This is a genomic window from Specibacter cremeus (assembly GCF_003946885.1).
GTDB classification, from domain to species: Bacteria; Actinomycetota; Actinomycetes; order Actinomycetales; family Micrococcaceae; genus Specibacter; species Specibacter cremeus.
The window spans coordinates 1-13,155 of sequence record NZ_RWKQ01000074.1 but is presented as its reverse complement, the minus strand read 5'-3'; the positions used below and the strand labels follow the sequence as shown (position 1 = coordinate 13,155).

The window sequence follows — 13,155 nt, the reverse complement described above, 5'->3', positions numbered from 1 at the left end:
GGCTCCGCCTTCTTGCCCCCACCGACACGCCGAAACCCCGACGTCTTGACACCAGCCCGCCCAGCCTAACTACACGGCATTGCCGCTAGCCTTCGAATTACGCTGGTCCCGCCGTCGTCCTCGAATGCCGGCGGGATCAGTTTGATGCGACTCGACCGGGAGGCACCCATGGCATTGCACCGCCACCACGAACGACGTGACGACCGGCTGCTGGCCCCCGCCTTCGACGCCGGCGCCGGCTCGATCCCGCGCCACCGCATCCCGGGTGGGGTGCAGGACGCCGACGCGGCCGCCAGGTTCGTCCGCGACGAGCTGATGATGGACGGCAACGCCCGGCAGAACCTGGCCACGTTCGTCACGACCTGGATGGAGCCGCAGGCGGCGGCACTGATCCAGGACTCGCTGGACAAGAACATCATCGACAAGGACGAGTACCCGCAGTCGGCCGAGATCGAGCGCCGGTGCGTGAACATCCTGGCCAACCTGTGGCATGCGCCGGAACCGGCCGGCGGCGCGAACGCGATCGGCTGCTCCACGACCGGATCGTCGGAGGCGGCCATGCTGGCCGGCATGGCGCTGAAGTGGCGGTGGCGCCAACGCCGGGAGGCGGCCGGGCAGGACGCCGCGAAGCCGAACCTGGTCATGGGTGCGAACGTGCAGGTGTGCTGGGAGAAGTTCTGCCGGTATTGGGAGGTGGAGCCGCGGATGGTGCGGCTCGACGGCGCCACGCACCTGACGGCCGACGCGGCCGCGGCCGCGTGCGACGAGAACACGATCGGCGTCGTGACCGTGCTCGGGTCGACGTTCGACGGCTCATACGAGCCGGTCGCCGGGATCGCCGCGGCCCTGGACGCCTTGGCGGCGCGCACCGGCATCGACGTGCCGGTGCACGTGGACGCCGCGTCCGGCGGGTTCATCGCCCCGTTCCTGGACCCGGACCTGCCGTGGGACTTCCGGCTCGAGCGGGTGCGTTCCATCAACGCCTCGGGCCACAAGTACGGACTGGTCTACCCGGGCATCGGCTGGGTGCTGTGGCGCGGTGAGACCGACCTGCCGCGCGAGCTCGTGTTCAGCGTCGACTACCTGGGCGGGGCCATGCCCACGTTCGCGCTGAACTTCTCCCGCCCGGCCGCCCAGGTCATCGCCCAGTATTACACGCTGGTGCGGTACGGCTACGACGGCTACCGCAGCATCCAGCAACGCTCGCGGGACATTGCCGGGACCATCGCGGCCGGCGTGGCGGAGCTGGGCATGTTCCGGCTGCTCAGCCGCGGCGAGGAACTGCCCGTGCTCGCCTTTGCGCTGGAGGACGGGGGCGCGTTCACCGTCTACGACGTCTCGCACGAGCTGCGCAGTCACGGCTGGATCGTGCCCGCCTACCCGATGCCCGAGGGCATGGAGGACGTGCACGTGCTGCGCGTCGTGGTGCGCAACGGCTTCACCTACGACCTGGCCGCCATGTTCTTGGCCGATCTGGCCGCGTCGGTCGGGCGGCTGGCCGGGGGATCTGAGCCGGGCTCGTCCTTCCACCACTGAAACCTCTTGACACGCCCATCCGGACGGTTCTACGCTGGTGTAATCAACTATAAGGTTGATAAAGAAATCAGTTGATCAATGCGAAGGTTGACAATGCAGGAGTTGGACGACCGGGAGGCGGCCCTCGACAGGGCCTTCCTGGCCCTGGCGGATCCGGTCAGGCGCGCCCTGGTTGCCCGGCTGTCGCGCGGGCCGGCCACGGTCAATGAGTTGGCCGAGCCCTTCAGCATGACGAAGCAGGCCGTGTCCAAGCACATCCAGGTGCTCGAGCACGCCGGCCTGATCACCCGCAGCCGCGACGGCCAACGCCGCCCGTGCCACCTGGCCCCGGCCGCGCTTGAGGAACTCACCGCATGGATCGACACCTACCGGCTCGTGGCCGAGCGGCAATTCCGCCGCCTCGACACCGTGCTGGGGACCCTGAAAGAGGAACAGAAATGAACACTCGAAACGCGGTCGTCATCACCGCGGAGCCCGGAACCCCGTTCGCCACCATCACCCGCGAGGTCGACGCACCGCCGGCCGACGTCTACCGGGCCTACACGGAGCCGGACCTGTTGGTCCAGTGGCTCGGGCCGCGCGGGCTGGTCATGGAACTCGGCGACTACGACGTGCGCCCCGGCGGCAAGTGGTCGTACACGCACCGTGACCCGTCCGGCATGGCCTTCGGATTCCGGGGCGTATTCCACTCGGTCACGCCCGGGGAGCAGTTGGTGCAGACGTTTGAGTTCGACGGCGCCGCCGGGCATGTGTGCCTGGAGCGCGTTGACCTCGCCGACCTGGGTGGCCGCACCCGCATCACCGTCTTCGACGTGTTCCAGTCGGTCGAGGACCGCGACGCCATGCTGGCCTCCGGCATGGAGGACGGCCTGACGGACAGCTACGAACGCATGGAGGAACTGCTCGGCGTCGCCGCCCAGTGACCGACGACGGCGGCGCGCGGGTGGGTTGCCCCACTCACCCGCGTGCCGCCGTCGCACTTTAATGCGCACATCCGGAGCCAGGTGAGGCAGCGGTGGCTACCATGGAGGAATCTTCCCTGCACAGGTAAGGACGGACCAGTCATGAACACGAAACTGCCCACGGTTGCCGTGACGGGCGTGACGGGCGTGGTCGGCGGCCTTGTCGCCCGCGGACTGGCCGGCGCCGGGATCGGCCAACGCCTGCTGGCCCGGACCCCGGAGAAGGCGCCCGTGCTCCCCGGCGCCATGGCGCTGCCCTGCGACTACGCGGACCAGGGACTGTGTGCCAGGTCGCTGCGCGGCGTGCAGACGCTGTTCATGGTCTCGGCACGGGAGACGGCGGACCGGCTGGACGAGCACGGGTCATTCGTCGACGCGGCCGTGGCGGCCGGTGTGCGGCACATCGTGTACACGTCGTTCATGGGGGCCGCGCCCGACGCGACGTTCACGCTGGCGCGCGACCACTACGCCACGGAGGCGTTCATCAAGGCCTCCGGCATGGCATACACGATCCTGCGCGACTGCTTCTACACGGATTTCGTGGGCAGCCTGGTGGGGGAGGACGGGGTGATCCGGGGCCCGGCCGGCGACGGGCGGGTGGCGATGGTGACGCGCGCCGACGTGGCCCGTGTGGCCGTGCGCGTCCTGCGCGAACCCAACCGGCACATCAATGAGACTTTCACGCTGACGGGGCCGCAGTCGCTGACGCTGACGGAGGTGGCCGGGATCGTGTCCGCCGCCTCGGGGCGGGAGGTGAAGTTCCACAACGAGAGCGTGCCGGAGGCATATGAGTCCCGGACGCGGTGGCCCGCCCCGCAGTGGCAATACGATGCCTGGGTGAGCACGTACACGGCCATCGCGGCCGGCGAGTTGGCGGCTTTGAGCGGCGACGTGCAACGGATCACGGGCCACCGGCCGGAGAGCCTGGCCCAGTTCTTGGCCGCGACCGTTGCGGAGGCCCGGGCCTGAAAAGCCCGGTTCTCGGATCCGGGCTACCCTTAAGGATTGCTGATGGCGCGGGCGGAGCGTTCGGCGGCGTCGAACGCGTCCTCCAGTCCGGCCACGGCCAGCGCGTACGTGACCACCGCATCGGGCAGGCGCTCGCCGTCGCCGACCGCCCGGCGCAACTCGGCGGCCCGGGCCATGGCCTTGACCAGCAGGGCCGTCGCGGGAACGGCCACGTCTGTCATGGCCGGAAAGTCGATCTGCCGGCCGGGATCCGTCTCATAGACCAGCCAGCGGGCCAGCAGTTCATCGTGGCGTTGGACAAGCTCACTGCGTTGTTGCGTGACCGCCGTGGCGGCCCTTCGGAGTTCCCTGCCGCCGACCAGCCTGCCGGTGGCAATGTTGGCCAGGACCGCGTTGGCCGCCGCAACGCAGGCCAGCACGGCCGCGACCCAGGGATGGGCCAGGGCGGTGATGATGATGGCGGGGACAACCAGGCACAGGCCGGCGAACGCGTACCAGAAGACCCCATCCGGGTCGTGCTCGTGCGGCAGGCGGAACCGGATGGCCGCAACGGTGAGCGTTGTGACCACGATGACGACGGCAAATGCGACCACGACGGCTCCTTCACCGGAACGTATCCCGCTACCTCCATTGCAGGCCATGGAGCTGGGAAATTCAAGTGTGTGGCGCCGATTGCGGTGCCGGTGCCGGCGCCGGTTGAAGGCTAGACCTGGTTGAAGCGGACGGTGTTGCCGGACGGGTCGCGGAACGCGCAGTCACGCGGACCCCACGGCTGGTCGATCGGCTCCTGGAGCACCTCGGCGCCGGCCGCACGGATGGTTTCGAAGGTGGCGTCCACGTCGTCGGTGGCGAAGACCATGATGGGCAGGACGCCCTTGGTGAGGAGTTGCTGGAGCGCGTCGCCGTCGTCCTTGGAACGGCCTGCGTGCGGCTCGGACAGGACGTACTCCAGCTCTGGATGGGCGTCGCTGCCGAGCGTGACCCAGCGCTGCCCGTCCGAGCCGACGTCGTTGCGCACGGCCAGGCCGAGCACGTCGCGGTAGAACGCGAGGGACTCGTCGACGTCGTTGACGGTGATCTGTGCGTACTTCAGTGAAATGTTCATGGTCCACACGCTACTGCGCTGGACGCGGGGACGCTTCTTCATTCCTGCTCGGCTTGCGCGCCGGCCGGGTGTGCTGCCGGGCGATGCACGACGGCATGGCCTTCACGGCGTGGTGTTCCCGGGCCCGGTAGGCGCTGGGCGTCATGCCGATGATCTCGGTGAAGCGGGAACTGAACGACCCCAGCGAGGTACAGCCGACCTCCATGCACGCGTCGGTCACGCCGACGCCGGCACGCAACAACGCCATGGCCCGCTCGATCCGCCGGGTCATGAGGTAGTTGTAGGGCGTCTCACCATAGACGGCCTTGAACCGGCGGGAGAAATGTGCGGGGGACATGAGCGCGCCCCGGGCCATGGTCGGCACGTCGAGCGGCCGGGCATACTCGCGGTCGATCAGGTCGCGGGCCCGGCGCAGGTGGGCCAGGTTGGCCAGTTCCTGCGGTGTCATGCCGCCATTGTAGTTGTCTTTGCGGGGTGCGGCAGTGGACGACGGCGGGGCGCGGGCGGGTGCGCGGGCGCGTGTTTGGTGCCTGCCGCCGAATTGGATAGAGTGGACTGCGGATTCGTCGCCCTCCATCGAGTGGGCGTCGAGAGCCACCAGCCTCGGTAGCTCAGCGGATAGAGCAGGAGCCTTCTAATCTCTTGGCCGCCGGTTCGAGTCCGGCCCGGGGCACCAAATATGGCCCTGACCTGCGGTTTTACTGTTTCAGCGGGGTCCATCGAGGGGCTAAATCACGTTTTACTCACGTTTTTGGACGAAAAGTTGGCCACGTTTTTAGCTTGCTGGGGGCCAATTCAGCCTCCGGTTGTCGTCACGTTTTTCAACTGGCGGGCGTGAAATCCGCGGAAACCCACGGTTTTCCCAGGCCTGCGCGGTTTGACACTGTGGCTGCCAAAAATTGGCCCTCCGATCGTCCTGCACACGACCTCTGGCAACGCTGGATGGCACAGAAGTTGCCCCAAGGCGGCAGCCCAGGGAGCCCAACAACTTTGGCCCACCAGATTCCGCAAATCGGCAGACTTGCCTGGAGTCAGCACCCGAAAGAACAAAGTCGTGTCATTTGCATTCCAGACATGGCCACTTCAGTGTCCCGGACGTGCAACCGTTCCACGAGGTGATTCGGCAGCAGCCCACGACCAGTGCTTCCCACAGCGGGGAAGCACCAATCCTGTGGCTAATCTCCGACAGCGTCCAACAAACCCTTGCCCGACGGCCCAAATTGTTGCGGAAGCCACCAGAACGCCCATCGGTCATCCATCGTCGCGCTCTGTGGACCATCCGCACCAGTCGCGGTGTGGCCTAACATGTCCGAGGCCCGTCAAGCAACCACGAAACAACTCACTGGTTGTCTTCTGACGCCGGGTGGACCAGACAGCTCAACGACAGACAGAGGCGTGACGCCAGCGGCCGCCGTCTCTACTTGGTGGCGAGGTGTTCGAGTTCGTCGGGCAGCATCATGGCGAGTTCGCCGTCGGCAATGCCCGTGATGGGCTGGACCGGTCCGCCGTTCCACCAGTAGACGTGGGGGCTCAGCGGGTGCGGCATGTCGTCATACTGGGCGCGGGTGACCCGGGCCATGAACAGCAGGTCCGCCACGCCGGTGTCGTCGTTGATGACGTGCAGGTTCAGGGCCGACGCGGAGGGGACCGTCATGAAGATCCCCAGGGGCCCGGCCGTCAGTTTCAGGGCGTCGAGGAGTTCGGCCGGGAAGGCCAGCCAGGTCGACTGGAAGATGGATTCGGACATAATGCCCAGGAAGGAGCCGCCGTCGCCGTCGGTGGCCTGCTGGGGTGCCCCAGTTCCTTCGGCGAACAGGTTGGACCGGGCCGCCTCCCAGGCCAGGTCCTCGCCAGCCCGCTGGACGTGGTCGTCCCTCAGGTAGTTGATAGTCTCCTCCCCGTCGTAGGCCATCACCAGGGGCAGCGCACCCACCCACTGGGCGTAGTTGTAGTGGCGTTCGGCATCTTCCTTGCTGACGGTGGCCGGGTCAATGATCTTCGCCCGGGTCCGGGCCAGCATCTCCCCAGCGTCCATCGCATCCAGGATGGACCGGCCGGCCTTGGCCGTCATCCGGGTGAAGTAGTCCTCGATCATCGGCTGCCATTCCCTCTCCGGCGCCTTCGGCAATGTCCGGGCCACCGTCTCCAGGCCGAACATCCGCCCGTCAGAGAGCATGACGTGGTCGCCGGCCACCTCGACGGAGTGGCCCATGCCGGTCAGGACGTCAGCGCAGATGCTGCGCATCGCCTCGCCCTGCAGCCGGCCCAGCTGCGGGAACGTTGCGTCGGGGTCCTTGGGTTTCCTGCGGAAAAATGCCATGAGGTGGTGTCCTTGCTGTCGGTGGTCAATGACTTGCTCTTGGTGGTGAATGAAATGGGTGGGCGCGGCCCGGCCCGTCAGCGGGTGTAGGGGGCGGCGAGTTCCTGGGGGATCCAGGGCCGGGACGGGTCCGGGAGCAGTGCCGTGAGCTCGTCACGGTCCGCGTATCCTGAGGGCGCTTCGGCCGTTACTGGAGGCGTGGCGGGATGATTTTGGCGTATTGATTGATAATCCCGTATTTGTCGGTGCCGTAGGTGTAGTCGGCAGGCAGCCAAGGGCGGGAAGGATCCGGTAGCAAGGCCGAGATTTCGTCCCGGTTTAGTGGTTTCTCAGCCCATGCATGGAACACGGAGTCGCCGTAGCTCTCACGTTGGCCGCTCAGATACGGTGACATCAAATCCGCGTAGTCCGGGCCAAACCAGGTCCACCACTGGGCATGGGAATGAAGGCCGGCCCATTTGCCTGGATTGCTGGGGTGCTGGGATCGTTCGGAGTCGGCTGTTCCGTAATAGGTGCCTGATTTCCAGATGAATCCGCGGCGCACCTCGGCGCTTGCATGAAAGCTCCGGGACGCTTGGGCGAATTCAACGAAGAAGGACTTCAACGACTGGCGCACGGCGGGGTCGGCCAGCCCGGCCTTGTCGAATTCGAAAGACATATAGGAAACTCGATTATTACTGTCCAACGGATTGTAGGAAACCGCCCCCAAGGGGTAGCCTCCCTTCACCAGGATGCCGTCTGCATCAGCCTTGGCACACGCGTTCAGGAAATTCATGTCGTTGAAGTTGGCTGGAAGCATCTCAGGAAAGAATTCCCGAGCCGTCCGTACATAGACTTCCGGAAGGTCCTCGGGCCTGTCCTCATTCAGCATATAGAAACGAACCGTCGCCATGTCCGTCTTCCGTTCCTCCGCCGGTACGGACACCCGATGAGGCTTCGGCTTGGGCCAGACTTCCTCGGTTTGTTCATCGAACATGGCGCCTCCGGTGGCCTTGGCGAGTTTCCGGCCAAACCGGGCGGCGTAGGAAATGGACGCCTTTTCGCTGCCCTCGACCAGCACCTGGTACACAGCTTTGGCGCCAACAACCGACGCCGTGACCTCCTCCGGCACGTCCTCGGGCTCGACCCCGAACGGCCCGTCAATCGTGCAGCAGTAAGCCCGCCGGACTCCCCGGACCACCATCAAAGATTTGGCATCGCTGGAAGGCTGCCCTTCAACGTTAAGCCCGGCAGTGCTCCGCACCAGCCGGACCAATCCATCAAAGGTGAGCGGAGTGGCAGTGTAAATTGAAAAATCGTATGACATCTGGATTCCTCGTGAGAAGCTTGAAAATTCCGCATTCATGAATGCGCGTGTGGTCAATATTGAATGTGTCAGGCAATCCACGATCGTAAATTAGCGGCCCCGAACCGTCATAGTGTTTTCGGAGCAGGCTGTTGCCCGGCTCGTTTGTTAGATAGGCCTGGGGGCGAAAGCGGGTGGTGTGTAGCCCGATTTTTGGGGAGGCAGTTTTTCCAATAGGACTTTTCCTTTATCTATTAATTCCTGCATTGAATTCGATATCTTGGTTCCATCACCATGACGCACATAAATGATCAGCTTCCCTCCTTTTCCTTCGTTTTCAAGGAATTTCACGAAGTCTAACAGCTGCCTGGAGGTTTTGAGGTTTTTTACATTCTTGACTTCTACGAGGTTTAACCCATCAACTCCATCTGGAATCCTTTTTCGAATGACATGTCCGGCACCGTCGGTAATGTCAATGTAGGTTTTTCCTGCGGTTGACAACCCGATCACGTCTTCTGCCCACCTGCCTAACAAACCGATCGACCAACCTGTCTTCACGAACGCGGGGTTGGCGTCGGGCAGTGGCTTGCCGCACCACATCCCTGCTGCCGCTGAACGGATGGAAAATACTCCCGAAGTCACCAGCACAGAGGATTGCGCATATCCAACTGTAGCGACGCCCGCAGCCTTTGTTCCTTGCGAGGTGTTGTAGCCGGAGAGCTTCGCTGCCGCCTTTGCGACACAAGCACCACCGGTTGCGGAGTATTTCTCGACGATGGTGCGGGCCCATTTGTTCTTGTTGACGAACTCGATGGCCTTGGGAACCAATTTGCCGATCATGCCCAGGACCTTGCCGGCTTTGAAGATCTTCCCGATCGGCAAGACACCAACGAGTGCCATGGCGCACGCGCCGATGTCGCCCTTGGTGAAGCAGTTGAGAACGTCGGTGACGCCAAAGAAGTCCAGGAGCAGTTGGCCGCCTTCCTTGACGATGAAATCGAGGATGGATCCCTGGCCAAGCACTGAGCGTGCTTCCTTGAGTTCGGTGGCGGCCGCGTCGCCGCCAGATAGTTGGGCTGCTGCCAGCTCTTCTGCCGACAGGTTGCCGGACATGTCCGTTGCCCGTTTCGTCAGGTTAGCTGCCTTTTCCTCTTCACGCTGCAGTGTCGCTGCGGCGTCGGTTGCGGCTGTTGCGGCTTGTGCTGCCTCGGCGGCGTCGAGTCCGGCCTGTGTTGCTGACGCGGCCGCCTGGGCGGCCGCGGTGTTGGCTGCCGCAGCGGCTGATGCTGCGATCGATGCCGACTGTGTCGCATTCGCGGCGTGTTGTTGGGCCGTGTTGGCGTCGTTGCGTGCCTGGGCTGATGCCTGCTGTGCGGTGACTGCCGACTGGGCCGCCTTGTTCGCCGATGCGGTTGCGGCGTCGGCGTGGTTCTTCGCCTCCGTGGCCGACGCCGCGGCACTGTTCGCATAGGCCGCGGCTTGTAGGGCGTATTGCTGGGCCTCGGCTGCTGCCTTCCGTGCCGTGGCCGCGGCCTGGGCGGCGGTTGCGGCGTTGGCTTGGGCGGTGGCGGCGTTTTTGGCCGCGACGGCGATCATGGAGGTGACGGCGGCGACGTGGGCGGCGGTCTCGTTGTCGCGTTCCTCCGCGTCGTATCTTCCGGATTGCAGGAAGCGGCGCACCCCGTCGCGCGGGCCGTTGAGGGCGATTTCCGCCGCGACCTTAACCTCTGGCGTCCCCGTGGCCAGAAGCTGGTACGCGGTGACGCGTTCATCCAGGCGCTGGGCCGTGTCGTAGCCTTCGTCCAGGAAGTTCCGGACGGCGGCCGGGTCGGCACTGTTGAGCGCGGCTTCGGCAGCTTTCTTCACCTCGGACCCGCCCTCGGCCAAAATCTTGTAGGCGGCCTGGCGTTGGACCGGGTTCTCTATGGCATGGCGTCCCGTTTTGAGGAACTCTGTCACGTCTTCGGGGCTGGTCGTCATGGCTTCTTCAGCCGCATAGCTGATGTCGGCATTGTCGCTGGCCACGTAGTTGAGGGCCTGATCCCATTCGTCTTGTTCGATGGCGATGGCGCGGCCGGCAGTGAAGAATTCCTTGATTTGCTCGTTCGTGCCGGTGATGGCTGTCTCGGCTCCGGCCTGGACCCAGGGGCCGCCGACTTGCATGAGCCCGACCAAGGCGGTCCTGGCTTCGGGGATGAACTGGTCCAGGTCCGCCCCGGGTGCGGTCAGTTTCGTCACGAGCGCGTCGGTTTGGGCTGCGGCGGCCGTGGCCGTGTCCTTGGTCTTTTTCGCCTCGGTGAGCCGTGTCGTTTCAAGGTCCGCGGCGGCCTGGGCGCGTTTGATCCCGAATTCCTTCTCGGCGTCGAGGCGGGCGGCGTCGACCTTGCGGGCGGTGGCCTCCACCGTTTTGGCCTGAGCAACCGCGGCGGTGGCGGCATCAGCGGCTGATTTCGCGGCCGTGGCGGCTTGCTGTGACTTGGCCGCCGCGGTCGCGGCGACACCGGCATTCGCGGCAGCGTCGTCGGCGGCCGCGGCGGCATTGTTCGCGTGCGTGATGGCGTCGCTGGCTGCCTTCCGGGCGGTTTCCGCGACGGCCTTGGTTTCCGCGGCGAGGGCAACAACACGCGCGGTGGCCTGCTCGGCCCGTCCCGCGGCGGCCGTGGCCCGTCCCGCGGCGGCCCGGGCCTGCGCTGCCTGTTCGGCGGAGACGCCGGCCTCGTTGCTGGCCGCGATCGCCGATGCGGCCGCGGACTGCGAGTTGACCCCGGCGCTGGCGGCTGAGTTCGCGGCAATGAGTGATTGTTCCACGGCCGTGATGGCCGCGGCAACCGCGTCAACGGCTTTTTTGGCGTTCGTGGCGGCGTCACGTGCCTGGACAGCCGCGGTCCTGGCGGCGGCGGCCTGGGACGCGTCGGTGGCCGCGGCTGCGGCAGCGTTTTGGGCGGCGGCGGCGGCGTTGTTGGCCCGCGCCGTCGCAGCGGCGGCGTTCGCTGCCGCGTTGGCGGCGGCCAGCATGGCCTCGTGGGCTTCCTGGGCCGCGTTGACGGCGATGTCCGCGGCCAGGGCGGCCTGGTCGGCCAGGGATGCCGCCCGGCTTGCTGCCGCGCCGGCCTTCGCGGCCGAGGCCTTCGCCGCCGCGGCTTCCTGGGCGGCCCGCTCGGTTGCCTGCTTCGCCATCCGGGCGGCATCAACGGCCTGGGCCGAGGACTTCTGGGCCAGGGCCATTTGTGTCTTGGAGAGGTCGCTGGCGGATTTCGCCTGCCCGGCGAGCTGGCTGATCGTCGCCGTTTCCACATCATGGGCTGCGGCAACGTACTGCCCGTACCGCAGGAAGTCTTCCACGGCGTTGGGGGAACTGGAAGTCAGTGCCGCCTCGGCAGCCTTTTGCACACTCGGGGAGCCCGAGGCCTGGAGCTGGTAGGCGGCCATGCGGTTGTCGGTGGTGCTGGCCGCTTCCTGCCCGGTCAGGATGAAGTCCTGCACGGCCTGCTCAGTACCGGCATCCAGGGCTTTCTGGGCAGCCTTTTTGACCTGAGGCGTCCCATTCGCCAGGAACTGATAGGTTTCCAGGCGGTCATCGGTGACCCATGCCTGTTTCCACCCCGAGGCAACGAACTCGCGCAGGGAGGCGTCCGTGTCCGCGTCCAGGGCCTCCTGGGCCTTGGCCCTGACCGTCTTCCCGCCGAACAGGGTCAATTTCAGGGTCATGAGCCTGAAATCCTGGTTCAGGCTGACATGCTGGCCCTCGGTGATAAACGCCTGAATTTGCTCAGGGCCGCCCTGCAAGGCAGCCTTCGCAGCCTCGCGTGTCGTCTCACCGCCGGTCTTGAAGAGCCGGACAACACCCGCGGCATCTGCCGCCGGGCTCAGCGGCGCACCCGCCGGGCTCACCGGCGGTTCCGTGGCGGTGGCCGGTTCCGCCCCGGAGAGCAGGCCCGCCGCCAGGGCCATGACGAGCAGGAAAACGAGCCAGGTCGCCGCCGGGCAGGCGCGCAAGGCGCGCCGAAGAGTGATAACCATGATTCCCCAAAAGTGCGCAGTGATGAGCTGAGCAGTCCAGGCGGGCAAACCCCACCCGGACCCTCACCCGGTGCCTTGCTGGCCGCAACCGTGCGCCCGGGCCACCGGCTAGAGAAACCGATGGCCCGGGCGCAGGAAAGTTGTGGCCAGCCCCCAACACCGGGTGCCCGATGTTCCTGCACAGTTTGGCATGCCCGGGCACGTTCGGGGAAATGACACGCCAGAAAAAATTGCCTGCAAGAAAACTGCTATTCTCGCTGTGCCGACCACGGCCGCGCGCCCCTTTTCCGGGGCCAGGGCACGACGGACCGGCCAGGCCAGGCACAACAATCACACCGCGCCGAGCATCGGCACAATGAGGGGGAAACCATGAAGATCAAGCGTGCGGCAACGATAGCCGTTGCCATGACAGCGGCCGTGTGCGCCACGGCCATCGCCGCAGGGACAGGGGCCGCAGCACACCCAAACCCGGTCCAGCGACCGGCAACCCTGGCCCAAACCATCCCCGGCGGGGAGTCCTTCGCCGTCGAGGACTACATCCACCCCGAAGCCGACCGGCTCGGGGCCGAAGCAGGCATCAAGCTCAAGGACGGCAACGGCAAGATGATCTACACCGACTGCGCCGCCGGCGGGTCGTTGATCCGTGTCGAATCCACCGATGCCAAGAACAACGTGGTCTGCTTTCAGGCAACCAGCTCACCAGCCTGGCTGAACATGGAAATCACCGGTTCCTTCGGAGTCAAGGCCGGACAAAAACCCGTCGACGTCACCTCCACCCGCAACGGGACGCAGGAAAAAATGACCGTCCCGGGCAACACCGTCCGCGCCGTCGGGATCGCCGACGGCGAATCCGTCGTCGTCCAGCTCAAAGTGAACTAGGTGCGTGTGCCAGTAGTGGTTTGAGGTGCGGCGTCGTGTTGTGACGGAATTCGCCCGTTCCAAGCCGGGCCGGTACCGG

At 65.7% G+C, this 13,155-nt stretch carries 11 protein-coding genes and 1 tRNA gene; 6 read left to right on the top strand and 6 right to left on the bottom strand.

What is annotated here, in order from left to right:
• The first annotated feature begins 168 nt into the window (after positions 1 to 168).
• From gad to EJC77_RS19600, 4 genes are all read left to right on the top strand, one after another.
• Positions 169 to 1,536 (top strand): glutamate decarboxylase, encoded by a 1,368-nt coding sequence (gene gad, locus EJC77_RS19615; RefSeq protein WP_164520501.1) that lies wholly within the window; start codon positions 169 to 171, stop codon positions 1,534 to 1,536.
• 93 nt (positions 1,537 to 1,629) lie between these two features.
• A complete protein-coding gene (locus EJC77_RS19610) occupies positions 1,630 to 1,977 on the top strand; it encodes an ArsR/SmtB family transcription factor (RefSeq protein WP_125616798.1) in 348 nt (115 codons plus the stop codon).
• Complete coding sequence (locus EJC77_RS19605) at positions 1,974 to 2,459, top strand: SRPBCC family protein (RefSeq protein WP_125616795.1); 486 nt, start codon at positions 1,974 to 1,976, stop codon at positions 2,457 to 2,459. The genes EJC77_RS19610 and EJC77_RS19605 overlap by 4 nt, the downstream gene beginning before the upstream one ends.
• Positions 2,460 to 2,600: 141 nt before the next feature.
• Positions 2,601 to 3,467 (top strand): SDR family oxidoreductase, encoded by an 867-nt coding sequence (locus tag EJC77_RS19600; RefSeq protein ID WP_125616792.1) that lies wholly within the window; start codon positions 2,601 to 2,603, stop codon positions 3,465 to 3,467.
• A 29-nt stretch (positions 3,468 to 3,496) separates the two neighbouring features.
• On the opposite strand, the gene EJC77_RS19595 is transcribed toward EJC77_RS19600, so the two are convergent.
• From EJC77_RS19595 to EJC77_RS19585, 3 genes are all read right to left on the bottom strand, one after another.
• Positions 3,497 to 4,060 (bottom strand): hypothetical protein, encoded by a 564-nt coding sequence (locus EJC77_RS19595; RefSeq protein WP_125616789.1) that lies wholly within the window; start codon positions 4,058 to 4,060, stop codon positions 3,497 to 3,499.
• A 110-nt stretch (positions 4,061 to 4,170) separates the two neighbouring features.
• Positions 4,171 to 4,572, bottom strand: a complete 402-nt coding sequence (locus EJC77_RS19590) for a VOC family protein (protein WP_125616786.1) — start codon at positions 4,570 to 4,572, stop codon at positions 4,171 to 4,173.
• A gap of 10 nt (positions 4,573 to 4,582) precedes the next feature.
• Positions 4,583 to 5,020, bottom strand: a complete 438-nt coding sequence (locus EJC77_RS19585; RefSeq protein WP_125616783.1) for a helix-turn-helix transcriptional regulator — start codon at positions 5,018 to 5,020, stop codon at positions 4,583 to 4,585.
• 152 nt (positions 5,021 to 5,172) lie between these two features.
• Here EJC77_RS19585 and EJC77_RS19580 point away from each other — a divergent pair.
• Positions 5,173 to 5,248, top strand: a tRNA-Arg gene (locus EJC77_RS19580).
• Between the two features lie 741 nt (positions 5,249 to 5,989).
• Here the strand turns inward: EJC77_RS19580 and EJC77_RS19575 are convergent.
• The 3 genes from EJC77_RS19575 to EJC77_RS19565 all read right to left on the bottom strand — a co-directional run bounded on the left by EJC77_RS19575 (position 5,990) and on the right by EJC77_RS19565 (position 12,197).
• Positions 5,990 to 6,892 carry a hypothetical protein gene (locus tag EJC77_RS19575; RefSeq protein WP_125616780.1) on the bottom strand — a complete coding sequence of 301 codons (903 nt, stop codon included), beginning with the start codon at positions 6,890 to 6,892 and terminating at the stop codon, positions 5,990 to 5,992.
• 187 nt (positions 6,893 to 7,079) lie between these two features.
• Positions 7,080 to 8,198, bottom strand: a complete 1,119-nt coding sequence (locus tag EJC77_RS19570) for a hypothetical protein (protein ID WP_125616778.1) — start codon at positions 8,196 to 8,198, stop codon at positions 7,080 to 7,082.
• 147 nt (positions 8,199 to 8,345) lie between these two features.
• Positions 8,346 to 12,197: a putative toxin gene (locus EJC77_RS19565; protein ID WP_125616776.1), complete on the bottom strand. Its 3,852-nt coding sequence runs from the start codon at positions 12,195 to 12,197 to the stop codon at positions 8,346 to 8,348.
• 369 nt (positions 12,198 to 12,566) lie between these two features.
• On the opposite strand from EJC77_RS19565, the gene EJC77_RS19560 reads away from it, so the two are divergent.
• Positions 12,567 to 13,076, top strand: coding sequence for a hypothetical protein (locus EJC77_RS19560; protein ID WP_125616774.1), 510 nt, complete (start codon positions 12,567 to 12,569; stop codon positions 13,074 to 13,076).
• Positions 13,077 to 13,155: the final 79 nt, after the last annotated feature.